26 protein-coding genes are annotated in these 24885 nt (G+C 34.5%); all 26 read left to right on the forward strand.

Annotated features, from left to right (window positions below; translation table 11 throughout):
• The first annotated feature begins 19 nt into the window (after window positions 1-19).
• The 26 genes from aroH to ileS all read left to right on the forward strand — a co-directional run bounded on the left by aroH (window position 20) and on the right by ileS (window position 24843).
• Window positions 20-394, forward strand: a complete 375-nt coding sequence (aroH, locus tag ATHE_RS06615; RefSeq protein WP_015907796.1) for a chorismate mutase — start codon at window positions 20-22, stop codon at window positions 392-394.
• Complete coding sequence (cmk, locus tag ATHE_RS06620; RefSeq protein WP_015907797.1) at window positions 391-1071, forward strand: (d)CMP kinase; 681 nt, start codon at window positions 391-393, stop codon at window positions 1069-1071. The genes aroH and cmk overlap by 4 nt, the downstream gene beginning before the upstream one ends.
• The gene (locus tag ATHE_RS06625; protein ID WP_015907798.1) at window positions 1061-1636 is read left to right on the forward strand and encodes a lysophospholipid acyltransferase family protein; all 576 of its coding nucleotides are present in this window, start codon (window positions 1061-1063) and stop codon (window positions 1634-1636) included. Before cmk ends, ATHE_RS06625 begins: the two co-directional genes overlap by 11 nt.
• Window positions 1637-1658: 22 nt before the next feature.
• A complete protein-coding gene (ispH, locus tag ATHE_RS06630) occupies window positions 1659-3650 on the forward strand; it encodes a 4-hydroxy-3-methylbut-2-enyl diphosphate reductase (protein ID WP_015907799.1) in 1992 nt (663 codons plus the stop codon).
• Between the two features lie 42 nt (window positions 3651-3692).
• The gene (locus ATHE_RS06635; RefSeq protein WP_013430338.1) at window positions 3693-4118 is read left to right on the forward strand and encodes a PRC-barrel domain-containing protein; all 426 of its coding nucleotides are present in this window, start codon (window positions 3693-3695) and stop codon (window positions 4116-4118) included.
• A gap of 11 nt (window positions 4119-4129) precedes the next feature.
• Window positions 4130-4288, forward strand: coding sequence for a hypothetical protein (locus tag ATHE_RS14775; protein WP_015907801.1), 159 nt, complete (start codon window positions 4130-4132; stop codon window positions 4286-4288).
• Window positions 4289-4360: 72 nt separating this feature from the next.
• Window positions 4361-5416 carry an AI-2E family transporter gene (locus ATHE_RS06640; RefSeq protein ID WP_015907802.1) on the forward strand — a complete coding sequence of 352 codons (1056 nt, stop codon included), beginning with the start codon at window positions 4361-4363 and terminating at the stop codon, window positions 5414-5416.
• Between the two features lie 103 nt (window positions 5417-5519).
• Window positions 5520-8171 (forward strand): alanine--tRNA ligase, encoded by a 2652-nt coding sequence (gene alaS, locus ATHE_RS06645; protein ID WP_015907803.1) that lies wholly within the window; start codon window positions 5520-5522, stop codon window positions 8169-8171.
• Window positions 8168-8512, forward strand: coding sequence for a histidine triad nucleotide-binding protein (locus ATHE_RS06650; protein ID WP_015907804.1), 345 nt, complete (start codon window positions 8168-8170; stop codon window positions 8510-8512). Before alaS ends, ATHE_RS06650 begins: the two co-directional genes overlap by 4 nt.
• 45 nt (window positions 8513-8557) lie before the next feature.
• Window positions 8558-9343 (forward strand): NAD(+)/NADH kinase, encoded by a 786-nt coding sequence (locus tag ATHE_RS06655; RefSeq protein ID WP_015907805.1) that lies wholly within the window; start codon window positions 8558-8560, stop codon window positions 9341-9343.
• Window positions 9344-9371: 28 nt separating this feature from the next.
• Window positions 9372-9830, forward strand: a complete 459-nt coding sequence (locus tag ATHE_RS06660) for an arginine repressor (RefSeq protein WP_013403283.1) — start codon at window positions 9372-9374, stop codon at window positions 9828-9830.
• A 5-nt stretch (window positions 9831-9835) separates the two neighbouring features.
• The gene (gene recN, locus ATHE_RS06665; RefSeq protein ID WP_015907806.1) at window positions 9836-11491 is read left to right on the forward strand and encodes a DNA repair protein RecN; all 1656 of its coding nucleotides are present in this window, start codon (window positions 9836-9838) and stop codon (window positions 11489-11491) included.
• Between the two features lie 76 nt (window positions 11492-11567).
• Window positions 11568-12809 (forward strand): SpoIVB peptidase, encoded by a 1242-nt coding sequence (gene spoIVB, locus ATHE_RS06670; RefSeq protein WP_015907807.1) that lies wholly within the window; start codon window positions 11568-11570, stop codon window positions 12807-12809.
• Window positions 12810-12890: 81 nt separating this feature from the next.
• Window positions 12891-13694: a sporulation transcription factor Spo0A gene (spo0A, locus tag ATHE_RS06675; protein WP_015907808.1), complete on the forward strand. Its 804-nt coding sequence runs from the start codon at window positions 12891-12893 to the stop codon at window positions 13692-13694.
• A 74-nt stretch (window positions 13695-13768) separates the two neighbouring features.
• Complete coding sequence (locus ATHE_RS06680; RefSeq protein ID WP_015907809.1) at window positions 13769-15313, forward strand: putative polysaccharide biosynthesis protein; 1545 nt, start codon at window positions 13769-13771, stop codon at window positions 15311-15313.
• Window positions 15310-16092, forward strand: a complete 783-nt coding sequence (gene proC, locus ATHE_RS06685) for a pyrroline-5-carboxylate reductase (RefSeq protein WP_015907810.1) — start codon at window positions 15310-15312, stop codon at window positions 16090-16092. The genes ATHE_RS06680 and proC overlap by 4 nt, the downstream gene beginning before the upstream one ends.
• A gap of 11 nt (window positions 16093-16103) precedes the next feature.
• Window positions 16104-16541 (forward strand): ribonuclease HI, encoded by a 438-nt coding sequence (rnhA, locus tag ATHE_RS06690; RefSeq protein WP_015907811.1) that lies wholly within the window; start codon window positions 16104-16106, stop codon window positions 16539-16541.
• A 6-nt stretch (window positions 16542-16547) separates the two neighbouring features.
• Window positions 16548-17600, forward strand: a complete 1053-nt coding sequence (locus ATHE_RS06695; protein WP_015907812.1) for a DUF3866 family protein — start codon at window positions 16548-16550, stop codon at window positions 17598-17600.
• Between the two features lie 9 nt (window positions 17601-17609).
• Window positions 17610-18161, forward strand: a complete 552-nt coding sequence (locus ATHE_RS06700; RefSeq protein ID WP_015907813.1) for an NUDIX domain-containing protein — start codon at window positions 17610-17612, stop codon at window positions 18159-18161.
• Window positions 18158-19303: an endonuclease Q family protein gene (locus ATHE_RS06705; RefSeq protein WP_015907814.1), complete on the forward strand. Its 1146-nt coding sequence runs from the start codon at window positions 18158-18160 to the stop codon at window positions 19301-19303. The genes ATHE_RS06700 and ATHE_RS06705 overlap by 4 nt, the downstream gene beginning before the upstream one ends.
• 15 nt (window positions 19304-19318) lie before the next feature.
• Window positions 19319-20020, forward strand: a complete 702-nt coding sequence (locus ATHE_RS06710; protein ID WP_015907815.1) for a YggS family pyridoxal phosphate-dependent enzyme — start codon at window positions 19319-19321, stop codon at window positions 20018-20020.
• Window positions 20021-20039: 19 nt separating this feature from the next.
• Window positions 20040-20477, forward strand: coding sequence for a cell division protein SepF (locus ATHE_RS06715; protein ID WP_015907816.1), 438 nt, complete (start codon window positions 20040-20042; stop codon window positions 20475-20477).
• Window positions 20478-20504: 27 nt separating this feature from the next.
• Window positions 20505-20780 carry a YggT family protein gene (locus tag ATHE_RS06720; RefSeq protein ID WP_015907817.1) on the forward strand — a complete coding sequence of 92 codons (276 nt, stop codon included), beginning with the start codon at window positions 20505-20507 and terminating at the stop codon, window positions 20778-20780.
• Between the two features lie 3 nt (window positions 20781-20783).
• Window positions 20784-21566: a YlmH family RNA-binding protein gene (locus tag ATHE_RS06725; protein ID WP_015907818.1), complete on the forward strand. Its 783-nt coding sequence runs from the start codon at window positions 20784-20786 to the stop codon at window positions 21564-21566.
• Window positions 21567-21590: 24 nt separating this feature from the next.
• Window positions 21591-22052: a DivIVA domain-containing protein gene (locus ATHE_RS06730; protein ID WP_013290501.1), complete on the forward strand. Its 462-nt coding sequence runs from the start codon at window positions 21591-21593 to the stop codon at window positions 22050-22052.
• Between the two features lie 28 nt (window positions 22053-22080).
• Window positions 22081-24843 carry an isoleucine--tRNA ligase gene (gene ileS / locus ATHE_RS06735; protein WP_015907819.1) on the forward strand — a complete coding sequence of 921 codons (2763 nt, stop codon included), beginning with the start codon at window positions 22081-22083 and terminating at the stop codon, window positions 24841-24843.
• Window positions 24844-24885 lie beyond the last annotated feature (42 nt).

Below are 24885 nucleotides of genomic sequence, written 5' to 3' on the forward strand. Positions count from 1 at the left end.
ATTAGTAGGGGGAATAATCTTGGTTTTTGCAATAAGAGGTGCTACAACTGTTGAGAATGATTGCAAAGAGGAGATTGTCAAATGTACTCAAGAACTTTTGAATGAAATTATACTTAGAAACAATCTTAAAAAAGAAGAGATTGTTTTTATTTTGTTTACAATGACCAAAGACCTAAAATCGGCTTTTCCAGCATATGCAGCAAGACTCATGGGATTTGTGGATATTCCTCTTATATGTGCTCAAGAGCTTGACATTGAAGGAGCGCTAAGTAGATGTATTAGGCTTCTTATGCTTGTCCAAAGAGATAATAGCTTTACTCCTAAACATGTTTATTTGAAAGAAGCAACAAAACTCAGGGAAGACTTAACTTGCGAGAAAGGTGAAGATTTATGAAGAAGATTAACATTGCAATTGATGGTCCTGCAGGAGCAGGAAAAAGTACAATTTCAAAGCTTTTAGCAAGCCAGCTTGGATATATTCATATTGATACAGGGGCAATGTACAGAGCTGTGGGGCTCAAAGTATTAAAGAACAATATCTCTCCGCATGACAGAAAAAAAATTGTTGAGATTTTAAACTCAACTGATATACAAATAAAACTTGTGGATGGCAGGCAGCTTGTCTTTTTAGATGGTGAAGATGTCACAGAAAAAATTCGCCAGCCCGAGGTTTCAATGTATGCATCTGACGTGTCAAAAATAAGAGAAGTACGAGAAAGACTTGTAAAGATGCAACAAGAATTAGCAAAACAAAAAGGGGTTATAATGGACGGAAGAGATATAGGAACTCATGTTCTACCAAATGCTGAGCTAAAAATCTTTTTAACAGCCACGGCAGAGGAAAGAGCAAAGAGAAGGTTTTTGGAACTGAAGCAAAAAGGCTATGATGTAGATTACTATCAACTTTTAGATGAAATAAAGAAAAGGGATCAAAATGATATGACAAGAGAGTTTGCCCCTTTGAGAGTAGCTGAGGATGCCATTGTCATAGATTCGACTTCTCTTTCAATTGAAGAGGTCTTGCAAAAGGTTTTAGAGCTTTTTTACAAGGTGGTCAAAAATGAAGTATAATTTTTTTCTCAACCTTATTCGGAAGGTTGCTTTTATCATTTTAAAGTGTATCTTTTTCATAAGAGTTGAAGGGAAAGAAAATATACCAGAAGGTCCTTTTATTATCTGCGCAAATCACAGAAGTTATCTTGATCCAGTTTTGATTATACTTATATTCGACAGGCGAGTATATTTTATGGCCAAAAGTGAACTTTTTAAAATATGGTGGCTTGCACCAATCATCAAAGCTTTTGGAGCTTTCCCTGTCAAGCGTGGCAAAAGCGATATTGGAGCAATAAAAAAAGCTATAGAGGTTATAAGGTCTGGCAATATTCTGGGTATTTTCCCAGAAGGAAAAAGAAACAGGACAAAAGAAATTATTTTAAAAGGTGAAAAAGGCGTTGCAACTGTAATTAAAGCAACAGGTGCAAAGGTCTTACCAGTTGGTATTTCTGGAAAGGTAGTTCCATTTGGTAGGATAAAAGTGAGAATCGGAAGGCCAATGGAATTTAGAGATAATAGTATGGATAATCAAGAGATTGTTGATACAATTATGAATGAAATTAAAGAACTTATCCTAAAATAAAGGAAGAGGGGAAGTAAAAAGAATGATTATTAAGGTTGCGCAAAGCGCTGGATTTTGTTTTGGTGTTCAAAGGGCAGTAGAAGGCGTTTTGGCATGGGCGAAAGCAAATAAGGGAAAATCTATAAAGGTGTATGGAATGTTAATACATAATAGTTATGTTATAGATAAATTGAAAGATTTAGGTGTAAAAGTTGTAGAGGATATTGAGCAAATTGGGAAAGAAGATATAATTTTTATTCGTTCTCACGGTGTTTCAATGGAGGAGTATGCCGAGATTGAAAAAAGGGCAGATAAAGTTTATGACTTTACATGCCCATATGTTAAAAAGATTCACGAGATTGTAATGGAACATTCAGTGAACGGGTATGATATAATTGTTGTTGGAGATATGAACCATCCTGAAGTAAAAGGAATTGTTGGGCATGTTGGAAATAATAGAAAATGTTTTGTTGTAGATAGCATTGAAAAAGTAAAAGAAGCGATTAATCAAATTGAAGGCAAAGCTGCAGTTGTCTGTCAGACCACGTTTGACGGAAAAAAATGGAGTGAAATAAGAGAATTTTTAGAGTCTCATACAAATTATAAAGTGTTCGATACCATATGCAAAGCAACAATAAACAGGCAAAAGGAAGCACAAGAGCTTGCCCAGCATGTAGACATAATGTTGGTGGTCGGTGATAAGAAAAGTTCTAATACCAACAAATTGTATAAGCTTCTGAAGGAGATAAAACCCACATTTTTTATTGAAAAAGTTGAAGATTTAGATTCAATAAAATTAGATAGCTATATAAAAAGCATTGGGGTGACAGCAGGTGCTTCCACTTCTCCTGAACAGATTGAAGAGGTGGTAAAACATCTGGAAGAAAAGTTTAATGAGATGAATCTGAAAGATTTTGAGAGACTTATTGATAGAAGCTTTTTGACAGTGCAAAGAGGTGAAGTTGTAAATGGCAGGATAATAAAAGTTGAGGAAGATTATCTACTTGTTGATATTGGTTACAAGGCAGAGGGTATAATTTACAAAGACGAGGTTATCAAGAATGGAAATGTAAATTTGAAGGACCTGTTTAAGATAGGTGAGGTAATTGAAGCAGTAGTGATAAAAGAGTCAGATGAAGAAGGAAATGTGGTTTTATCAAAGTATCGGGCAGATATACTTCACGGGTTTGAAGAGCTGCTTTCAAAATATGAAAATAAAGAAACTGTAAGAGTAATTGTTAAGTCAATTAAAGAAAAAAGCATTGTTTGTGATTTTAGAGGTACAAATGTTTATGTGCCAATTTCTCAGTGGGGTGAAGATGTTCAAACTTCTGATATAGGAAAGATATTTGAAATAGAAATCACAGATGTCAGCAAAGAAAAAAAGATCGCTTTTGGAAGTCGAAAATCTTTGTTAAAACAAAGAGAAGAGGAGAGATTTATTAAACAGATTAATTCTTTAGATTTTTCCAGAGAATACGAGGGCACTGTAGTTGAGATAAGAGAAAAAGGCATTGTGGTAAATTTTGAGAACCTACGAGGTTTTGTACCTGCAAGTGAAATTGGATATTTGAAAAAAGGTGCAGGAATTAAAAAATTATTTGAACTTGGCGAAAAAGTCAAGGTGAAGATTCTTGATATAGACAAGAATAAAAAACAGATTTATCTTAGCGTAAAAAAGACTCAAGATGATGAGTGGATAAAAAAGATTAAAAACTTGTATTTGGGAATGCTTGTTGACTGTGAAGTGACAAAGGTGTTACCTTTTGGACTTGTTGTATGGATTACAGAACATGATGTTGATGGTTTTGTTCACGTTTCAAATATTCCCCTTGGATACAACCAAAGACCACATAACCTGTATAAAGTTGGAGATAGCTTGAGAGCAAAGGTTATAGAGATTGATGAAGAAAAGCGAAGGATTGCGTTGTCTTTAAAAGATTTGCACGAAGAAGAAAACATAGATACTGAGCATAATGAAGACTTTGTGATAACACTCGCTGATTTTGTGAAGAATATAAAGTTAGAACAATAAAATTTGATCTTTTAAGAGCCTATGAAGATTTCATTTTCTATCTTGAAAAACAAACCCGTCCTTAATTTAGATAACAAGATAACAGGAAAAGTAGAAGACATGTTACTCAGAGATGACAAGGTGATTGGGTTTAAAGTACGAGTCAAAAATTCATTTAAAATACCATCGTGCGCATATGTGCCGACAGAGGACATTGAGTCTATAAACAATCAACTTATGATTGTCCGCAGCATTCATACTTCCATTGACAGCTTTCCATTTTTAAGAGCACAAGAAATTTTTTTGAAAGAAGTAATAGACGAAAATGGGTTTTTGATAGGGATTGTAATTGACATTATATTTAACGCAGAGAACTTTAAAATTGTAGAATATCAGGTTTCAGAGAGTATTTGGAGTTATATAAAAAATAAAAAAATAATATTGAGCCCTGAGGAAATAATATTAAGAGAAAATAAAATATTAAGCTGAGGTGTGAAATCTTGAAAAGAATTTCTGCAAAACATGTATTGATAGGAAGCATAGTAGGCGGGATTATATCTGCCATGCTGTCCCAGGCATCTCCAAGGAGAATGAAAAATAAACTTTTAAAAAGAATGATTACTAAAAAGCTGATGGCTATGCTAAATAAGCTTTTGTGATAGGGAAGGTTTTCTTCCCTACTTTTTTAATATTTTAAGGGATAAGAATAATTCTATTTGAGGTGTTAAAAAGTGCACATAATAAAATTGGTCAAAAGATATTTTACAGATATATTGTTCATAGCTCTAATTGCAATTGTTATCTATTTTTTTACTAATATGAAGGCATTTTGGCCGATTCTGATTCCATTTTTGATTGCACTATTTTTGTCATATCTCTTAAAACCTTGCGTAGATTTTTTAGAAACAAAGATTCGGTCAAGAGATATCTCAATCCTGATTTCGTTTGCAATAATCTTTGGTATCACCATTATGGTATTTGTATATTTTATTCCTTTATTTGTTAGCGAAACTAAGCAGCTTATCCAAAACATTCCTGATTATATAATACTAATTCAAAAATGGTTTTTTGAGATTGATTCTAAACTTTTGAATAAACTAAACATTGATATTAAAGAAATACTAAACGCTAATTCAATCAATATCGAAGGAATTTCCAAACAAACATTATCAATATTTTTAAACATTGTAAAGAGTATTTCCTCTAACATTTTGTATTATCTTCTTATTCCTATTATATCTTTTTATATCCTGAGGGATTGGAAAAGGTTAGTCATGTGGATAAAATGGTTATTACCCGAGAAATACAGAAAAGAAGGACTTTATATCTTTGTTGATATAAATAGGGTTCTTCATCAGTATATTCGAGGGCAGCTTCTTGATGCCTTTATAGTTGGACTGCTCAGCTTTGTAGGATTTTCTCTGCTTTCTGTAAGATATGCAGCTCTTTTGGGTGTAATAACTGGTATTGGCAATTTGATTCCCTATTTTGGACCAATATTTAGCAGTATTCCAGCAGTGATAATAGCACTTTCTGACTCTTACATAAAGGCTATATTGGTTGTGATTTTTTTAGTCCTACTTCAGCAAGTTGACAGTTTTATCATATCCCCACGAGTTATTGGTTCAAAAGTCGGGCTTCATCCTCTTACCATAATTATAGTTATAATCTTAGCAAACAAAATATTTGGGTTTATTGCAATGTTCTTTGCTATTCCTATTGCTGCAGTAATAAAAATTATATTTATTAATATCATGAAAAGGATAAAATCTGAGAAGATTGAGTGAATATTGTTGACTTTGTAATTTGGCTTTAATAAAATTTTGATTGTATTGAAAAATTATAAAAACTACCTTCTAAAAAATATCAAAAGGAAAGGCTGATTGAAAGATGTACATGTCTACAGACGAGATAAGAGAAAAATTTCTCCAATTTTTCGAATCAAAAGGTCATTTGAGACTGCCAAGTTTTTCGCTTATTCCTAAAAATGATAAGAGTCTTCTTCTGATAAACGCTGGAATGGCACCATTAAAACCATATTTTTTGGGAATTGAAGAACCTCCTCGCCGAAGGATTACCACATGCCAAAAATGCATAAGAACACCAGATATCGATAGAGTAGGTAAAACAGCAAGACATGCTACTTTCTTTGAAATGCTGGGTAATTTTTCGTTTGGTGATTATTTCAAGAGAGAAGCTATTATCTGGGCGTGGGAGTTTGTTACAGAGGTTTTAAAACTTCCAAGAGAGAGGTTATGGGTTACAATATATGAGGAAGACGACGAGGCATTTGAAATTTGGCACAAAGAGGTAGGCTTAGAGCCAGATAGAATCAAAAGAATGGGTAAAGAGGATAACTTCTGGGAAATAGGAACAGGACCTTGCGGACCATGTTCTGAGATATACTTTGATAGAGGCGAGGAAAAGGGTTGTGGCAGGCCCACTTGCGGTATCGGATGTGATTGTGACAGATTTGTTGAGTTCTGGAATCTTGTTTTTACTCAGTTTGATAAGGATGAAAATGGTGTATACCACAGGTTAAAAAATCCAAATATTGACACAGGTATGGGGCTTGAGAGAATTGCAGCAATTATGCAAGAGGTTGACTCTCTTTTTGACATTGATATAGTGAAGGCTATTCGTGACAAGGTATGTGAAGTCACAGGCTATGACTACGGAAAAGATGCAGAAAAAGATGTATCGGTTCGTGTCATCACAGACCATATTCGCGGCACAGTGTTCATGATTGGTGATGGTATTTTGCCTTCAAACGAAGGAAGAGGGTATGTCTTGAGAAGGCTTATAAGGCGTGCTGCACGACACGGTAGGATGCTTGGTAAAAAAGAAGCGTTCCTGCACCTCATTGTAGACACGGTTGTAGAGTCTTACAAAAATCCGTATCCGGAACTTGTTCAAAAAGCTGAGTATATAAAGAAAGTGCTCTATAACGAGGAGAGCAGGTTCAATCAGACAATTGATGTTGGGCTTGAGATACTTGAGAGTGAGATTGAGAAGCTTAAAAAGAACAAGGAAACAGTTTTAAATGGTGAAATTGCATTTAAGATGTACGACACTTACGGATTTCCTCTTGACCTCACAAAAGAGATAGCTGCAGAAAAGGGGATTATTATTGACCAAGAGAGATTTGATGAGCTTATGCAGCAGCAAAAGGAAAGGGCAAGAGCTGCTCAAAAAGAACTTGAAAATGCTGGGTGGAAGGATATAAACATTGTCATTGATGAGGATATTGAAACAATTTTTGTTGGTTATGATACTTTAAAACAAGAGGCGAAGATACTAAAGATTTTTCTGGACAATGAAGAACCAGCATATGCAAAAGAGGAAGATGTGTGTTTTGTTATCTTAGACAAAACTCCTTTTTATGCAGAAAGTGGTGGACAAGTTGCAGATAAGGGCATTTTAGAAGGTGAAGGAGTTTTAGCAGAGGTTTTAGATGTCAAGAAAGGACCAAGGGGAACAATTCTTCATAAGGTAAAAGTTTTAAAAGGTGAGATAACTGTTTTGTCAAGTGTGGTTGCTAAAGTGGACGAAGAGCTAAGACTTGCTGCGATGAAGAACCATACAGCAACACATCTTTTGCACAGTGCACTAAGGAAAATATTGGGACAACACGCACAACAAAGTGGTTCACAGGTTACCCCTGACAGACTCAGATTTGACTTTGCTCATTATGAGCCACTGTCCGAGGAGCAGCTAATTGAAATTGAAGAGATGGTCAATAACATTATTCAACAGGCTATCCCTGTTGAAAAGATTGTAACAGATTTGGACAGTGCTTTGAGGATGGGTGCAACTGCTCTGTTTGACGAGAAGTATTCAAATGTGGTAAGGGTTATAAAAATAGGCGATTTTAGTATGGAACTGTGCGGTGGAACACATGTGGATAACACGGGTCAGATAGGAATGTTTAAGATAATATCTGAGTCGAGTGTAGCTGCAGGTGTTAGAAGAATTGAGGCAATTACTGGAAACAAGGTCTATGAGTTTATTCTAAATACTCAGCAGACGTTAAAACAGTTAAGAAGCAAAGTGAAAGCCAGCACTGATTCTGAGATAATATCGAAGATAGAACAGCTTGAGAACAAAATAAAGAACCTTGAAGTCGAGATAGAGAAATATAAACTTTTGGTTGTTGAAAATGAACTTTCATCGCTTTTTGGTAAAGCGGTTGATTATGGTGAGTTCAAGTTGATTGTAAACAGAAAAAAGACTGACGATATGGATTATGTAAAACTTCTTACTGACAAGATTAAAGAAAAAGATTCAAAAGCAATTGTGCTCAATATCTTAGAGCAGAGTAGTAAGGTTACTGTACTCATGTCATGTTCAAAAGAGGCAGTTAAAAAGGGAGTTGATTGTGGAAAAGTGGTAAAAGAAATATGCTCAGTGCTTGGTGGAAAAGGCGGTGGAAGACCAGATTTTGCCCAAGGCGGTGGAAATGATATATCGAAGATAGATATGGCAGTGCAGACAGCTGAGAATATTTTGAAAGATATATTAAAGGGGAGTGCTCAAAAATGAGTGAATGTATCTTTTGTAAAATCTTAAATAAAGAAATTCAATCTGAGATTGTGTATGAAGACGAGCTTGTTTGTGCTTTTAAAGACATAAATCCCACTGCACCCGTGCACATCCTTATTGTTCCTAAGACACATATAGAAAATTTAAATGATGTACAGCAGCACCACAAAGAACTTATAGGTCATGTATTTGTTGTAGCAAAAGAATTGGCAAAAAAGTTTGAAATTGATGAAAAAGGATATAGAATTGTGGTAAACTGTGGAGCTGATGGTGGCCAGACTATTGACCATTTGCATTTTCACTTACTTGGCGGCAGAAAATTTTCCTGGCCAGCTGGTTAAATAAACAATTTGTTTGGGCAATAATAAAGGAGTATGGTTTTGCAAATGGAAGTTGGAATTTTTGTAAATTTTCAAAAAGAACGTAGCAGTGAGATCTTAGAAAATATTGTATCCATTTTTAACCAGAACGGCGTTAATTGGCTACTGGTAAATGAAGAGAACAAAAAAACCAAAAATTTTGACCTCCTTATCACAATAGGAGGAGATGGCACACTTCTGAATGTGGTTGAAAAGGCCTCGAAAGAAGCAACACCAGTTCTTGCCATTAACTGTGGAAGGCTGGGGTATCTTACTGAAGAGGTAGGAGATGATATTGAAAAGGCAATTTTCAATCTGTTAAAAAAAGAGTATTTTATTGAAGAGAGACACATTGTTGAAGCAAAGGTAAAAGAGAAGGTTTTCTTTGCTCTGAACGATGTTTGTATTGTCAGAAATACTTTTAACATAGTGGACCTGTGTCTTTACATTGACGGTGTGTTTGCCCAGGAGTATAGAAGTGACGGTATTATAGTTGCAACAGCTACTGGGTCGACTGCATATTCACTTTCGGCAGGTGGACCTATAGTTGAGCCACAGCTGGGGGTGATTTTAGTCACCCCTATTTGTCCTCATTCTTTGAGTTCAAGAAGTCTTGTACTTGGCAGCGCAAGAACTATAAAAGTGGAAAATTCATCTTCTGAAAATGTTCAGGTAGTAGTAGATGGCAGATTTGTAGATGAGCTTGCGCCAGAAGAATTTGTTGAATGTAAGATTTCTCAACACAATTTAAAACTTATAAGGCTTAAGCAAAGGAACTTTTATGAAATTCTTAGAGAAAAAATAAAAGAGTAATATAAAAGGATAGAGGTGAAATTTTGCTATGAAATCTGAGAGACAACAGAAGATTTTAGAAATAATTCAAAATGAAGATATAGAAACACAGGAAGAGCTTGTTGAAAGACTCAAGGCACTTGGATATGATGTGACACAGGCTACGGTCTCAAGAGATATAAAAGAGCTAAGACTTACCAAAGTTTTGACTGAAACAGGAAAGTACAAATATGCAGTTTTATCAGGTCCAGAAGCAAATATTACCGAAAAACTTATCAAGGTCTTTTCTGAGTCAATAGTCAAATATGACACTGCTGATAACTTGGTTATTATAAAGACAATTACAGGTGCTGCACAGGGTGCTGCTGCTGCCATTGATTCGTTGAGTTGGCCTGAGGTTGTGGGAACAATTGCAGGTGATGATACCATTTTCATAGCAACTAAAGGCAGTGCAGCAGCTGATAAGATAGTTGAGAGGATAAAAGCTATAATAAGCCAAGGTGAGTAGATATCATGTTAAAAAGATTATTAATCGAAAATATTGCTATAATTGATAGACTTGACATTGAATTTGACAAAGGTCTGACTATACTAACAGGTGAAACTGGTGCAGGTAAATCTATTATCATTGATTCTTTATCTTTGCTTTTTGGAACAAAATTCAAAAAAGAAATTATAAGAACAGGATGTACAAAGGCCTGCGTATCTGCAGTTTTTGAAATCGAAAAAAAGAGTACTATTGAGAGATTGACTCAGATGGGAATTTCTCTTGAAGACAATTATTTGATTGTTAGTCGTGAAGTGTACAGCAGTGGCAAAAACATCTGCAGGGTTAACAATCAGTTTGTATTACTCTCAACATTAAGAGAAATAACTAAGCATATATTTGAAATTCATGGCCAGAATGAGACTCATCTTTTAAACGATAAAAGGATTCAACTTTTGTACATAGATAGGTTCTGTGGGAGAGAACTTGAAGAGTTAAAAGCTGAATATAAGGATTTGTACCATGATTACCAAGAGAAAAAAAGGCTTTATGAACAGATAATAACAAAAGAAGAAGAGCGGGAAAGACAACTTGATTTACTAAACTACCAAATAAATGAGATTGAAAGCGTAAAACCCCAAATAGGTGAGGATACAGAGCTTGAAAAAAGAAAAGAGATTATCCAAAACAGCTGGAAACTCAAGCACAACAGTGAAAAAATGCTTGATACTATCAATAATACAATTATAGACTCTCTTGAGATGTGTATCAGACTTGCTAACGAAAATTCAAGGTTTGACAAGGAATTTGAGGCAATATCTGAAAGACTGAACAACGTGTATTATGAAATAGAAGACATCTCATTTTCTATATCCAAAAAAAGCCAGAGCTACGAATTGAATAAAGATGAAATAGAACAAATAGTGGACAGACTTGATAAAATAAACAGATTAAAGAAGAAATATGGAAGCACAATCGAAAAGATACTGGAGTACAGAAAAAATTTATTAGAAGAGAGGGAAAAAATTAGGAGTAGTAGCGAACAAGCTTTTGAACTAAAAGAGTATTTGAGCAAAACTAAAGAAAGACTTGAGGAAATTTCTAAGAAGATGTCGAATATCAGGCGGAGAAAATCTGAGGAGTTTGAAAAAAAGGTATTAGAGATACTTTCCCAACTTGAAATGAAGAATGTAAGTTTTTATATTAATTTTCTTGAAAGAGAGCTTTACGAAGAAGGAATTGACGAAGTAGAATTTTTGATATCAACAAACGTTGGTCAGCAGCTAAAGCCACTTTCTACAATTGCTTCAGGCGGGGAACTTTCAAGAATAATGCTTGCAATAAAATCTATTGTGGCAGAAAAAGACGATATAGAGCTGATTATCTTTGATGAGATAGATAGCGGACTGAGTGGAGTTGTTGCCAACAGACTTGCAAAACTTTTAAAAGAACTATCAAAGAAACACCAAATTATATGTATTACGCATTTGCCCCAGGTTGCTGCTGCCGCAGATACACATTATTACGTATATAAAGAAGTTAAAGATAATTTTACAATCTCAAATATCAAAAAGCTTGAAGGGAATGAACAGTTAAGAGAGATTGCCAGAATGTTTTCTGGAGAAAATGTTACAGAAAGTTCTCTTCTTCATGCAAAGCAGTTAAAATCTCAGTTTATTTGAAGTATTCAAGAATATTTTAAGAGGGTAGTGGAGAGGATAATTTATTAGAAATTTTAAATTGACAGGTGTTAAACAATTGAAAAAACTGGCGGGTGGACTTTTTCTTTTCTATATTCTAATTACCACCTTTTTAGTCATCTATCTTTACATTACTCCTGATTGTCTTACTTGTTACAGCTCAGACAAAGCTATTACTATTAAAACTCCTATTTTTGTTAATGTTAATCTAAGTCCTTCAAATGTTCAAACCAGAACACAAATAAAATTTCTTTACAGAACAAATAAGATTTATATTCCAAAGAAGCATTCTTCAGTTTTATGCGAGCTAAAAATTGGTACAATACCGCTCAAAAAGGTAAGAATCTCTATTCTTGAATCAAACAAGGTCTGGGTTTCTGGGAAATTTATAGGAATCAAGCTTATGACAGATGGAATACTTGTTATAGGATATTCTTACGTAAGTAATGGTAGTAATTCAACTTCACGAGTTCCTGCAAAAGAAGCAGGTATCCAAATAGGTGATAAGATTGTATATGTAAATGGGCTGAAGGTAAAAGACTGCAATCAGCTTTTTAAAATCATAAACTCATCAGGTGGCAAGTCCTTAGTTTTTGTAATCAAAAGAGGACAAACCTATAAACAGTTCAAAGTAAAACCACTTCTAAGTAACGAAGGTGTATACAAAATAGGACTGTGGGTCAGGGATGGTACAAGTGGCATTGGAACAGTTACATTTGTAGATACCAAAAGAAAGGTTTTTGGTGCTCTTGGCCATGGTATATCAGACATAGACACAGGTATTCTTCTGGATGTGAAAGAGGGACAAATTTATTCAGCCGAAATAGTTGATATAAGAAAAAACGATAAAAGTGAGATTGGCGAAGTTGTTGGCAAAATCAATGAAAACTGTGTAGTTGGCGATGTGATTATTAATACTCCATACGGGATTTATGGTAAAATAATTCAAAATGGTTTTTGGGATAGCCTTCAAAGTATCGAGATTGCCCGACTTCAGGATATTCACGTAGGTAGTGCATATATTTTAAGTGAAGTTTCAGGGAATATTGAAAAGTTTGAAATAAAAATAGAAAGAATTTTGCCTCTTTATAGAAATTCGACAAAAGCATTTGTTATAAGGATTACTGATAAAAGACTTCTTCAGCTCACATCTGGAATTGTTCAAGGAATGAGTGGCTCTCCAATTATTCAGGATAATAAACTTGTCGGAGCTATTACTCATGTTTTTTTGCAAGAACCAGAAAGAGGATACGGTGTTTTTATTGATAATATGCTAAATATCACAAAATATATCAAATAAATTTATTTAAAAATACTAAAAGGAAGTTTCGGTTAGCTGTTGAATTTTTATGTATATAACACATCAAAATGAGGGAGATATATGGAAAAGTTAAAAGTAGTGATTGCAGATGATAACAGACAATTTAACATGCTTTTAACAGAAGTTTTCAATTCCCAGCCAGATTTTTTGGTGGTTGGTAATTCTTACGATGGTATTGAAACCTTAAAAGTTGTTGAAGAAAAGAAACCGGACCTTTTGATGCTGGATATCATAATGCCGTACCTTGATGGAATTGGTGTAATAGAAAATCTTTCAAGTGTGGAAAAACGCCCAAACATAATTGTCATATCTGCAGTTGGTCAGGAAAATATTTCGCAAAAAGCAATTAATATGGGAGCTCTATACTACTTTGTTAAACCTTTTGATTTGAATATTATGATAGAAAGAGTGAGACAACTTTTAATCAGTACATCTTCAAAGTCAGAGACTGCAGAGATAAATTTTTCAAAACCTGCCGAGAAAAAACCTGTAAGCGAATTAGACATAGAAGCCGAGGTCACAGAAATTCTAAAAGAGGTTGGAATTCCTGCACATGTGAGAGGGTATCAATTTTTGAGAGATGCAATTGTTTTAGCCACTATGGATGCAGACCTTTTAAATGGTATCACAAAGGTTTTGTACCCTATGATTGCAGAGAAATACAACACCACACCAACCAGAGTGGAAAGAGCAATAAGACATGCAATAGAGATTTCAGCAACAAGGGGCAAGGCAGAAACACTTTATAAATATTTCGGGTATTCCACGTCACAGGATAAAGGAAAGCCTACTAACGCTGAATTTATAGCCATGATAAGCGACAAGTTAAGACTCAAGATAAAGAAGTCTTCCCAAGCAAAATAAACGAGGATTTAAAACAGGATAATTTACATACACTTTTAATATGGAACAACAATTTGATGTGAAAGCTTAAGTTTATGAAAAAAGGATTAATATATTCAGCAATCATCTTAACAGTGGGGTCACTTTTTGCAAAGTTTGTTGGTGTATTTTTAAAACTTCCTCTTATAAATATTGTTGGCGATTATGGGATAGGGTTGTATCAGCTGCCTTATCCCATTTATACTACAGTTTTGACTTTTACAATGACAGGTTTTTCACTCGCAGTATCAAAACAGATTTCCTCCTCTCATGCAGAAAAAGATTACAGGGCTTGTAAACTCACATTTTACACAAGTTTGATTGTTATAACAGCTATTTCTTTTATATTTTCACTTGCATATGTGTTTTTATCCAAAAAGATTATAGAAATCTTCAAGTGGCCACAAGAGGCTTATATTCCATACTTGTCGTTAGCACCTGCACTTTTTCTTGTCTCTGTACAATCATCATACAGAGGGTATTTTAACGGTGTCAAAAAGATGACTATTGTTTCAATCTCGCAAATAATAGAGTCGATAGGACGAGTTTGCTTTGGCCTTTTGATATGCATTTTTCTCTTAAAAAAAGGGGTGCACTTTTCGGTTGCAGGGGCACTTGCAGGAAGCAGTATGGGAGCTTTATTTTCTTTAATCTATCTTGTTTTTGCTTTGCAAAAAGATGAGATTATAAATAATACCAAAAACAATACCGAAAATAAAGAAGTATACCGTGATATAATCTTAGAATCTAAAAATATTCTTTTGCTTACTATTTATTTTTCACTGTCGTCATTTTTGATGTCAGTAATATCAATTGTTGACTCTTTGCTTTTTCCATATTTCATGCATATAAGAGGGTATCAGGATAGAATAATCTCACAGCTGTTTGGAATATTTTCAGGAAAGGCAATGACTCTCATACATGTGCCACTTACATTCAGTGTGTCAATGGCTGTGAGCATAGTTTCATATGTTGTGGCTGCAAAACAGCAAAAAGAAAAAACAGAGCTCATTTGCACTGCTTTTGAGTACATCATTCTTGTGACACTACCTTGTTGTGCAGCGTTTTATTTTTTCTCTGATACCATATTCAAAATTGTATTTTTCAACGCTGCAACAGGGGATAGCGTGCTAAAAATCTCTGCTTTTCTTACCATCTTAATCTCTCTTGTTCAGTTTACAACGTCGGTGCTGCAAGCAACTGGACATTTTGTAGCACCTGTAAAAAGTATCCTGACGGGTTTGATTATAAAGATTATATGCATGTTTGTGTTTATTGTAATATACAATCTAAACATATCAGGGCTTGTCTTAGCTAATATCATGTGTTACTTTGTGGTGTTTGTGATAAACTTAGATAAGTTAAAATCCTTTAGTTTTGCCCATTTTAATATGCTAAAGATGTTTTATATTGTCCTTTCAAGTGTTATAATGGTTATTGTAGGCAGAGCAATACTTAACATTCTCAAATCCTCTGTCTTTATCGAAGGTGTAGTTATGATAACTTGTTGTGTATGTGTATATTTTATGTGTACATTTGTATTCGGTATTTTGAAGGTTTCAACAATAAAGGAATTTATACTTGAGGTGAAAAGAAAATGAAGATAGGAATAATTGGCTGCGGAAACATGGCAAGTTCAATCGCACATTCAATAAAACAATCTATTGAAGCTCATCTTTTTTGCTATGACATAGACCTTGACAAGGCTAATAGGTTTTCCCAAGTTTATGCTGCCACCAAGATGAATAGTGAAATTGAGACTGTAGAAAGCAGCAGCATAATCATAATTGCTGTAAAGCCAAAAGACATCTTTGATGTGCTTGAGAAAATAAAAGATTGTATTTCTGAAAAAATAATAGTTTCTATTGCAGCAGGAATTTCAATTTCAAAAATAAAAGAGGTTGTAGGGGACAAAAAGATAGTGCGAGTAATGCCGAATGTAAATATAAGCGTACAGAAAGGCGTTATGGGAATATGTTTTTCTGAAAAGGTATCAGATGACGAAAAAGAAAAATTATTCTACCTATTTAAAAATATGGGTGAGGTTATAGCTACCGATGAAAAACATATGGATGCAATAACAGCTTTATTTGGAAGTGGTCCAGCATTTGTTGCACACTTTATTGAAAGCTGCGTAGATGCAGCAGTCAAACTCGGATTTTCAAGACAAGAAAGTTTAAACTTGGTCTTGGCATTGTTTGAAGGTACTGTTGTTAACATGAAAAATAATATGTTAACTACACAACAGATAAAGGATATGGTAACATCTCCTGGAGGTACAACAATTGAAGGGCTTGTGGAGTTTGAAAGAAGAGCAGTAAAAGGAGCAATAATAGATGGGATACTCAAAGCATATGAAAGAGCCAAAAATATATTGTAGGTGTTAAAGTGATGAAAGAAGTGACAATTTACACCGACGGTGCTTGCAGCGGAAATCCTGGACCAGGCGGATGGTGTGCTATACTCATATACAAAGGAATCAAGAAGGTGTTAAAAGGCTTTGAAAGGTATACAACCAATAACAGAATGGAGCTCAAAGCGGTTGTGGAAGCTCTAAAGGCGTTGAAGGAACCATGCAAAGTAGTAATCTATTCAGACTCTGCTTATATTGTAAATGCTGTCAATCAAAATTGGATAGAAAAATGGCAAAAAAATGGATGGAAGACATCTGAAAAGGAAGAGGTCAAAAACATTGATTTGTGGAATGAACTTGTAGAGCTTATGAAAATTCACAAAGTAACTTTTGAGAAAGTAAAGGGCCATGCTGACAATGAACTTAATAATCTTTGTGATAGAATTGCAAGAAGTATGATAAAAGGGGAGCAATAAGATAAAGTGTTTGAAATAAAAAAAGGGATTGTGACAAGAAAGATAAATACCACAGGATTTTGCCAGTATGTTGAAGTAAAATATCACGACGGCGATGTGTCCATTGCTGTAAACTTTTTGGATATAAATCACGAAGTAGAAGAGGGACAAGAGGTTTTAGTGAATACAACAGCAAGAGTGCTTCAGCTTGGAACGGGTGGGTATGATTATATTTTACCTTTTGATGCTTTTAAAAACCTGTCAAAAGGTCATATAATGAAGCTCAGATACACGCCGCTGCAATTTTCTGTGTTGACAGAAGAAGAAAAAAATCCTGACCTTTTTGATAAAGTTCCAAATTTTAATGATATAATTGTTATTGTATGTGAGCTTCACAGCATGCTTTTGCCTCTATGTATTTACCTTAAAGAAAAAGTAAAAGGAATAAAGATTTCTGTTATATTAAATGACTGGGGAATGTTAAATGCAAAGCTTTCACATAACTTAGAATTTTTAAAAGAAAACAAATTTGTAGACTACATAATAACATGCCAGGAAGCATTCAATGGTGAATTTGAATGTATAAACGAAATAAATTCTCTCATTTTTTCTCAAAGCTTGGGATGTGATGTTGCTATAATTTCTCCCCTGCCCGGAATTGTGGGAACAGGAACAAAGTTTGGTTTCAGTAGTTACAAGGCTGTCCATGTTATTGAGGATGTAGTTAGATTTGGCGGTAGAGTAGTGTTTCCTGTGAGAGTATCGAAAAATGAAAAAAGACAGCGGCACAGATTTATAAGTCATCATTCTCTTACAATATTAAATTATGTCAATTGTTCCGTAGAAATTCCAATTTTTGATTTCGAGGATAAAATATTTTTCGCAAAAATATATAAGACATTAAACAATTATCGTGCAAAGCATACTGTAGCTGTGGTAAACGAAATAGATAAAATGATAGTTGAAAAATATAAGTCAATCATGAGCACAATGGGGAGAAGTTATGAGCAAGATTGTGAATACTTTTTAGAACTTTTTGCTACAGCTGAATTTGTTTCGACAAAACTTAAAAGGAGATGAAGAATAAAGATGGATTTTTATGAAAAGACCATAGACTCTACATTGATATATGACGGTTCATTTATATCATTAAAAGTGGACAAGGTTTTACTTCCAAACGGCAATATCTCTCAGCGTGCTATTGTACTTCACTCGGGTGCAGCTGTAGTTGTTCCTGTCGATGATGAGAACAATGTCATCTTTGTAAAACAGTTTCGAAAACCAATTGAAAAGGTAATAATAGAACTTCCTGCAGGCAAGCTTGACAAAGACGAAAATCCACTCGAATGTGCCAAAAGAGAGCTTGAAGAAGAAACAGGTTATAAAGCAAGCGAATTAATAAAACTTACCGAGATTTATACAACGCCTGGATTTTCAAACGAAGTAATACATGTATACCTTGCAACAGGCCTTTTCAAAGGAGAGGTTCATACAGATGCTGATGAATTTGTGGAAGTACTAAAAATTAAGATGAATGATGCTATTTTGATGGTCAAAAAAGGTGAGATTAGGGATGCAAAGACAATAATAGGACTTCTTCTTGCAAATATGTATTTGCAGGAGCAAGGTTTGATAAAATGAGGGTATATGCCGATTTGCACGTCCACATTGGATTTTCTAATGGAAGGTATATAAAGGTACCTTCTTCAAAAACCCTTACACTGGAGAATATTATAAAAACAGCAAAAGATGAAAAAGGACTTAATGTGATTGGTATTGTCGATTTTTTTTGCAAGGATGTAATTGAAGAAACTGATAAGCTATTAGATAAAGGAAAGCTTGAATTGAAAGATGGAAGCTTGTATTCTGAAAGGCTTTTGATAATACCTGCAGCCGAGATTGAATTGAGGTTTTGTTCAAATGATTTTCACTGTCTTGTCTTTTTCGAAGATTATGAAAAGTTAAAAGACTTTAGAAAAATAATTAAGACCTACTTTAATCAAATTGATTTTAGCTGCCCGGTCTTCAGAGGCCAAATTAGTGAATTTGAAAAGATTGTATCATCTTTTGGACTTTTAACTGTGCCTGCACATGCATTTACACCATATAAAGGTTTTTATTCAGTCGCACAAAGAGTTGAGGAGGTTTTTAAGAAGATAGAGGTTTTTTCAATAGAGCTTGGTCTTTCTGCAGACTCAAAAATGGTAAGTTATCTTTGCGATGTCCAAAAAAGGAGTCTTCTTTCTAACTCAGACGCTCATTCTTTAAAAAATATTGCAAGAGAGTTTAACGAAATTGAGGTTGAAAATGTTTCTGCAAAAGATGTTATAAAAAGTTTAAAGGAAAACAGAATAAAGGCAAACTATGGCATAAACCCAAAACTTGGAAAATATCATAAATCGTATTGCAATAGATGTAACAGTTCATTTAATTTAAAAATCCAAAATGCAATATTATGTCCATTTTGCAAAAGTAGAGACATTGTAATTGGTGTTGAGGACAGAATTTCTTGGCTTTGCAGGACAGAAAATCCTATTGAAAAACCACCTTATTTTTACACATTCCCTTTTGAACTTGTAAAGGGATTTGGGCAAAAGACATTCCAAAAAATAATTGATGTTTTTGGAAATGAGATAAACTTTATCAAATCTCTAAATAATGGTACTTTTAAGAATTATAACATTGATGAAAATGTGGCTCAAAAACTTGTAAGATTTATGAATCAAGACTACACCGTTAAATTTGGTGCTGGAGGGCATTTTGGAAGAATTATATTTGAATAAACTGGGTGATGACTTATGGTTGACAAAGAGACGCTTAAAAAAAATATTGAGGATGTAATGGAAAGAATTGAAATGGCTTGTTTAAGAGCTGGTAGAAAGCCAGATGAGGTAAGCCTGCTTGGTGCAACCAAAGGGGTAGATGTTGAGACTATAAAGCTTGCAAACCAGTTTGGTCTAAGGATTTTTGGTGAGAACAGGGTACAAGAATTCTTGCCAAAGTTTCAAGAACTTCCTTATCTTGAATGGCATTTTATAGGAAGGCTTCAAACAAACAAGATTAAATACATTTATGATAAAGTAAGTCTCATTCATTCAGTTGACAGTCCTCAACAAATTGATGAACTTGAAAAAAGATGTGCAAAAGCAGGAAAAGCATGTAATGTGCTGATAGAAATAAACATAGGTGGTGAAGAGTCAAAGGGTGGAGTTAGTATAGAGAAAGTAGATGATTTGATTGAAAAGATCAGTAATTGTTCCCATGTCATTCTCAAGGGTTTTATGACAATACCTCCAATCGAAGATGACGAAATGAAATTAAGAGTGTACTTTAGAAAGATGAAAGAAATCTTTGAAAAATATAAGAAATTAAATTATAATAATGTTAACATTGAAGTGCTGTCAATGGGTATGAGTGGCGATTTTGAGGTGGCAATAGAAGAGGGTGCCACCTTGGTTAGAATAGGAACTAAAATCTTTGGGGAAAGACCAAAAAAATAATAAGGGAGGTTTTTTGGTCATGTTTGATAACCTTCAAAGAAAATTTTTAAACCTTATTGGCATTGAGATTGAAGAGGAGGACAAGCCTCAGGAGGTTTCAAAAACAAAAGATGAAAATGCAAAACCAAAACATGAAACGCCAAAGGTAGTGACAATCGGAAAAGCAAACCAGACAGAAGTTACAGTATACAATCTCAAACTCTTTGATGAGGTTGTTAAGGTTTGCGATGCTCTTAGAGAAAACAAAATAGTTGTTTTCAATTTAGAACAAGTAGCAGAGGAGCATATACAAAGAATAATTGATTTTGTAAGCGGGGCTGTTTATGTTCTGGATGCCAAGATTCATAAGGTGAGCAAAAAGATATTTGTTGTTGTTCCAAGAAGTATTGATTTAGAGGTTGATGAACAGCTCAAAGAAGAGTTCAGGTCGAAAGGTGTATTTGCCTGGTTGAAGTAATCAAGACAAAATTTTTGGGGGAGTTTTATGATAAGATTTTTATTTGGACTTGCAGACAAGGCAATTTCATTTGTTGAATTTTGTATAATAGTTGATGCAATTTTGTCATGGGTAATAGTCGACCCATACAATAAATACAGAAGGATATTAGGTACTATTGTGAATCCCATTCTTGACCCTGTGAGAAGGGTAGCTTCACGGTACATTTGGATAGGTTTTATTGACTTTTCTCCTATGATTGCTATAATTCTTTTAGAAGTTTTAAGATGGCTTTTGCGACTACTTCTCATAATATTAATATGAAAAATGGGGCACCAGGCTATGACTTATATTCCCGAAGAGAACAAGCATGAAGTGCTGAAACTCAAAAACTTGATAGAAAAGCTTAGCTGGGGAATTGAATATTCTGACTTTCTTTCACCATTTGCAATAAAGTATGCAGTCGAGGTCCTACTAAAGAATCAAAATCATATTCTACACAGAAGTTGGGGCGGGTATGAAGGCAGCGAAAGAAATATATTGGCTCTTTTTAACAGAGATTTTGAAGAATATACAGAAAATCTCACATATCCAATACAAATAATTTTAATTGAAGCTAAGAATAACCTTTCTCACAGACAAATTTTGGGTAGTTTTATTGGAAACGGACTCAAAAGAGACAAAATAGGTGACATTCTGGTCAAAGAAAATGGCGCGCTTGTGTTTGTAAAAGATGAAATTGCAACATATGTTGTAACAAATATAGACAAAATGGGCAATGAGAAAGTAAAATGCAGTATTGTTGGAAATGGTCAAATCGATATAAAATGGTTTATCAACAATAATAGTAAAAGAGTTGTTTATACAGTTGCATCGCTCAGAGTTGACAGTGTAATAAGCCACGGTTTTGGAATTTCAAGAGAAGAAGCAGCAGATTTAATCAGACAGATGAAAGTAGCAGTCAACTGGGTATACATTGATAAACCTTCGTATGCTGTTAAGGAAGGTGATTTGGTTTCGGTACGTCATCATGGGCGACTCAAAATCGAAAAGGTATTGTCCACTACGAAAAAGGGAAGAATTAGTATAGAAGTTTTGAGATTTTCATAATTTTTATGCGGAGGTAAAATATTGATGTTAACCCCTCAAGATATTGAATCTAAGACCTTTAAAAGGGTGTATATAGGCGGGTACAGTGTTGAAGAGGTAGAAGAGTTTTTGGACCAAGTTTTAAAAGATTATGAGGCTTTGTACAAGGAAAACTTAGAGCTCAAAGACAAGATTGCACTTTTGAATGAGAACATTCAAAACTATAAGACAATTGAAGAGACCCTTCAAAACACGTTGATTGTTGCACAGTCAACTGCAGAGGAGATTAAAAAGGTGGCATATCAAAAAGCTGAGACAATAATCAAAGAAGCCGAGATGAAGGCTTCAAAGATGATAGAAGAAGCAAATAGCAAAGTTTTGCAAATAACATATGAATATGGTGAGCTTAAAAAAAGGTATCAACTTTTTCTTAACAAGTTCAGGAATTTACTACAAACTGAACTTAGTGCACTTGAAATGGTAGATAAAGAACTACAAAACGACTAATATTTTTGGCAGGGGGATGAAACACGAGATGGACTGGAGTCAAACATTGAACTTACCAAAAACTGATTTTCCAATGAGAGCAAACTTAGCACAAAGAGAACCTCAATTTCTGAAGTTCTGGCAAGAAAATGATATTTTCAAAAAGATGCTCGAAAAAAATAAAAATAATAAAAAGTTTATTCTTCATGACGGACCACCTTATGCAAATGGCGATATTCATTTAGGTCATGCCCTGAACAAAGTTTTAAAAGACATTGTAAACAAGTACAAATCATTGCAGGGCTATTACACACCTTATATTCCTGGCTGGGATACACACGGTCTTCCGATCGAGCAGCAGGTTATCAAAAAGCTTGAAGTAAACAGGCATGAAGTCGACCCAGTAGAGTTTAGGAAAAAGTGTAAAGAGTTTGCCCTCAGCTATATTGACATCCAAAGACAACAGTTCAAAAGACTTGGCGTGTTTGGTGAATGGGAAAATCCTTATATGACTTTAGACCCAAAATTTGAGGCAAGACAAATTCGCGTATTTGGAGAAATGGCTAAAAAAGGTTATATCTATAAAGGTCTAAAACCTGTTTACTGGTGTCCGTCTTGCGAAACTGCACTGGCAGAAGCAGAGATTGAGTATCAAGAGGACAGGACATACTCTATTTATGTTAAGTTTGAAGTGATCGACGACAAAGGGTTGTTTTCAAATTTGCCTATAGGAGATAAAAAGGTATACATTGTAATTTGGACAACCACAACATGGACACTTCCAGGCAACTTAGCAATTGCCTTAAATGCTGATTTTGATTATAGTTTGATTGATATCGGAAATGAGATATTAGTTGTGGCATCTGAGCTTGTAGAAAGAGTAATGAAGACAAATAAAATTGAGCAGTACAAAGAAATTGCAAGGTTTAAAGGCAAGGATTTAGAATATGTAAAATGTAAACATCCATTTTTGGATAGAACTTCTTTAGTAATTTTGGGTGAACATGTAACTTTGGAAGCAGGAACAGGTTGTGTTCACACAGCACCGGGTCATGGTGAAGAAGACTTTGAGGTTTGTCAAAGATATAATATTCATGTAATTGTTCCAGTTGACAATAAAGGATATTTAACAAAAGAAGCTGGCAAGTTTGCAGGGCTCTTTTATGAAGATTCAAATAAAGAGATTGCAAAGGAGTTAGAAGCTTCAGGACATCTTCTTGGTGTTGAAAAGATAACTCACCAGTATCCTCACTGCTGGAGATGTAAAAATCCTGTTATATTCAGAGCGACCGAGCAGTGGTTTGCTTCAGTCAAAGGTTTTAGAGATCAGGCTCTCAAGGCTGTAGATGATGTCAAGTGGGTGCCAGAGTGGGGAAGAGATAGAATTTACAATATGATTGTAGACAGGCAAGACTGGTGTATCTCAAGGCAGAGAATCTGGGGTGTGCCAATTCCAATATTCTATTGCAAAAATTGCAGGAAAGAGTTAATAACTGATGAGACAATTGATTATATAGCAAAAATATTTGAAAAAGAAGGTTCTGATGCTTGGTTTTCTAAGGATGTCAAAGAACTTTTGCCAGAGGGAGTAAAGTGCCCTGTTTGTGGATGTAGCGAGTTTGAAAAAGAGACTGACATTATGGATGTGTGGTTTGACTCAGGTTCTTCTCATGCCTATGTTTTAGAGAGCAGAGAAGATTTAGAGTGGCCATGTGATATGTACTTAGAAGGAAACGACCAGTACAGAGGATGGTTCCAGTCGTCGCTTTTGACGGCTGTTGCGACAAAAGGAAGAGCACCGTATAGAATTGTTCTGACTCATGGGTTTGTTGTTGACGGCGAAGGGAAGAAAATGTCAAAGTCAGAAGGAAATGTAATATCGCCGTTTGATATCATCAATGAGTTTGGTGCAGATATCTTAAGGCTTTGGTGTGTATCGGCCGACTACACAACAGATATGAGAATTTCAAAGGATATTATAAAACAGCTAACAGAAATTTATAGAAAGATAAGAAACACAGCAAGATTCTTGCTTGGAAATCTTTATGATTTTAATCCGAAAACAGATAAGGTAGGATATGAAAACCTTAAAGAAATTGACAAGTGGGCATTACAAAGGCTGTATAAGTTGATTGAAAAGGTTACAAAAGCTTACGAAGAGTATGATTATAATCAGGTATATCATCTTGTTCATAACTTCTGTGTAATTGACATGAGTAATTTGTATCTTGACATAAACAAAGATAGACTTTATGCATCAAAAAGTGAAAGCCTTGACAGAAGATCTGCACAAACTGTCATGTACGAAATACTAATTGCGCTCACAATACTCATTGCACCAATTTTGTCTTTTACAGCAGAAGAAATTTGGCAAAATATTATTTTTAAAGAGGAAGACGCTGAATCAGTGTTTTTGACAAGGTGGCCAAGTATCAATGAAGATATATTAAGAGATGAAGCATTAAGAGAAAAGTGGGATAAAATAATTGAAATAAAAGACATTGTTTCAAAACAGCTTGAAATTGCAAGAAATGAAAAGCTTATTGGAAGTTCATTGGATAGCAAAGTGAAAATTTTTGCAAAATGTGATATAAAAAGATTTATAGAAGAAAACAAAGACATTATTCAGGAAGTATTAATTGTTTCTCAGCTTGATGTTGAAGAAAGTGATAGTGATCAGATAAAAGTGGAAGTTTATAAGGCTGATGGTTCAAAGTGTGAACGATGTTGGAAATTCGATACAATGGTTGGAAAGAATGAAGAGAGTTTAAATGTATGTCCAAGGTGCTATGAGGTTGTAAAAAGTAAATAACATAAAAAAGATAAAGCCGGTATTATAAGAAGCGCCGGCTTG

Source organism: Caldicellulosiruptor bescii DSM 6725, from assembly GCF_000022325.1.
GTDB classification, from domain to species: Bacteria; Bacillota; Thermoanaerobacteria; order Caldicellulosiruptorales; family Caldicellulosiruptoraceae; genus Caldicellulosiruptor; species Caldicellulosiruptor bescii.

Coding starts and splice junctions, on each gene's coding strand:
- cmk (WP_015907797.1), top strand. CDS start 391: ATGAAGAAGATTAACATTGCAATTGATGGTCCTGCAGGAGCAGGAAAA.
- ATHE_RS06625 (WP_015907798.1), top strand. CDS start 1,061: ATGAAGTATAATTTTTTTCTCAACCTTATTCGGAAGGTTGCTTTTATC.
- ispH (WP_015907799.1), top strand. CDS start 1,659: ATGATTATTAAGGTTGCGCAAAGCGCTGGATTTTGTTTTGGTGTTCAA.
- alaS (WP_015907803.1), top strand. CDS start 5,520: ATGTACATGTCTACAGACGAGATAAGAGAAAAATTTCTCCAATTTTTC.
- ATHE_RS06650 (WP_015907804.1), top strand. CDS start 8,168: ATGAGTGAATGTATCTTTTGTAAAATCTTAAATAAAGAAATTCAATCT.
- ATHE_RS06655 (WP_015907805.1), top strand. CDS start 8,558: ATGGAAGTTGGAATTTTTGTAAATTTTCAAAAAGAACGTAGCAGTGAG.
- ATHE_RS06660 (WP_013403283.1), top strand. CDS start 9,372: ATGAAATCTGAGAGACAACAGAAGATTTTAGAAATAATTCAAAATGAA.
- recN (WP_015907806.1), top strand. CDS start 9,836: ATGTTAAAAAGATTATTAATCGAAAATATTGCTATAATTGATAGACTT.
- spo0A (WP_015907808.1), top strand. CDS start 12,891: ATGGAAAAGTTAAAAGTAGTGATTGCAGATGATAACAGACAATTTAAC.
- ATHE_RS06680 (WP_015907809.1), top strand. CDS start 13,769: ATGAAAAAAGGATTAATATATTCAGCAATCATCTTAACAGTGGGGTCA.
- proC (WP_015907810.1), top strand. CDS start 15,310: ATGAAGATAGGAATAATTGGCTGCGGAAACATGGCAAGTTCAATCGCA.
- rnhA (WP_015907811.1), top strand. CDS start 16,104: ATGAAAGAAGTGACAATTTACACCGACGGTGCTTGCAGCGGAAATCCT.
- ATHE_RS06700 (WP_015907813.1), top strand. CDS start 17,610: ATGGATTTTTATGAAAAGACCATAGACTCTACATTGATATATGACGGT.
- ATHE_RS06705 (WP_015907814.1), top strand. CDS start 18,158: ATGAGGGTATATGCCGATTTGCACGTCCACATTGGATTTTCTAATGGA.
- ATHE_RS06710 (WP_015907815.1), top strand. CDS start 19,319: ATGGTTGACAAAGAGACGCTTAAAAAAAATATTGAGGATGTAATGGAA.
- ATHE_RS06715 (WP_015907816.1), top strand. CDS start 20,040: ATGTTTGATAACCTTCAAAGAAAATTTTTAAACCTTATTGGCATTGAG.
- ATHE_RS06720 (WP_015907817.1), top strand. CDS start 20,505: ATGATAAGATTTTTATTTGGACTTGCAGACAAGGCAATTTCATTTGTT.
- ATHE_RS06725 (WP_015907818.1), top strand. CDS start 20,784: ATGGGGCACCAGGCTATGACTTATATTCCCGAAGAGAACAAGCATGAA.
- ATHE_RS06730 (WP_013290501.1), top strand. CDS start 21,591: ATGTTAACCCCTCAAGATATTGAATCTAAGACCTTTAAAAGGGTGTAT.
- ileS (WP_015907819.1), top strand. CDS start 22,081: ATGGACTGGAGTCAAACATTGAACTTACCAAAAACTGATTTTCCAATG.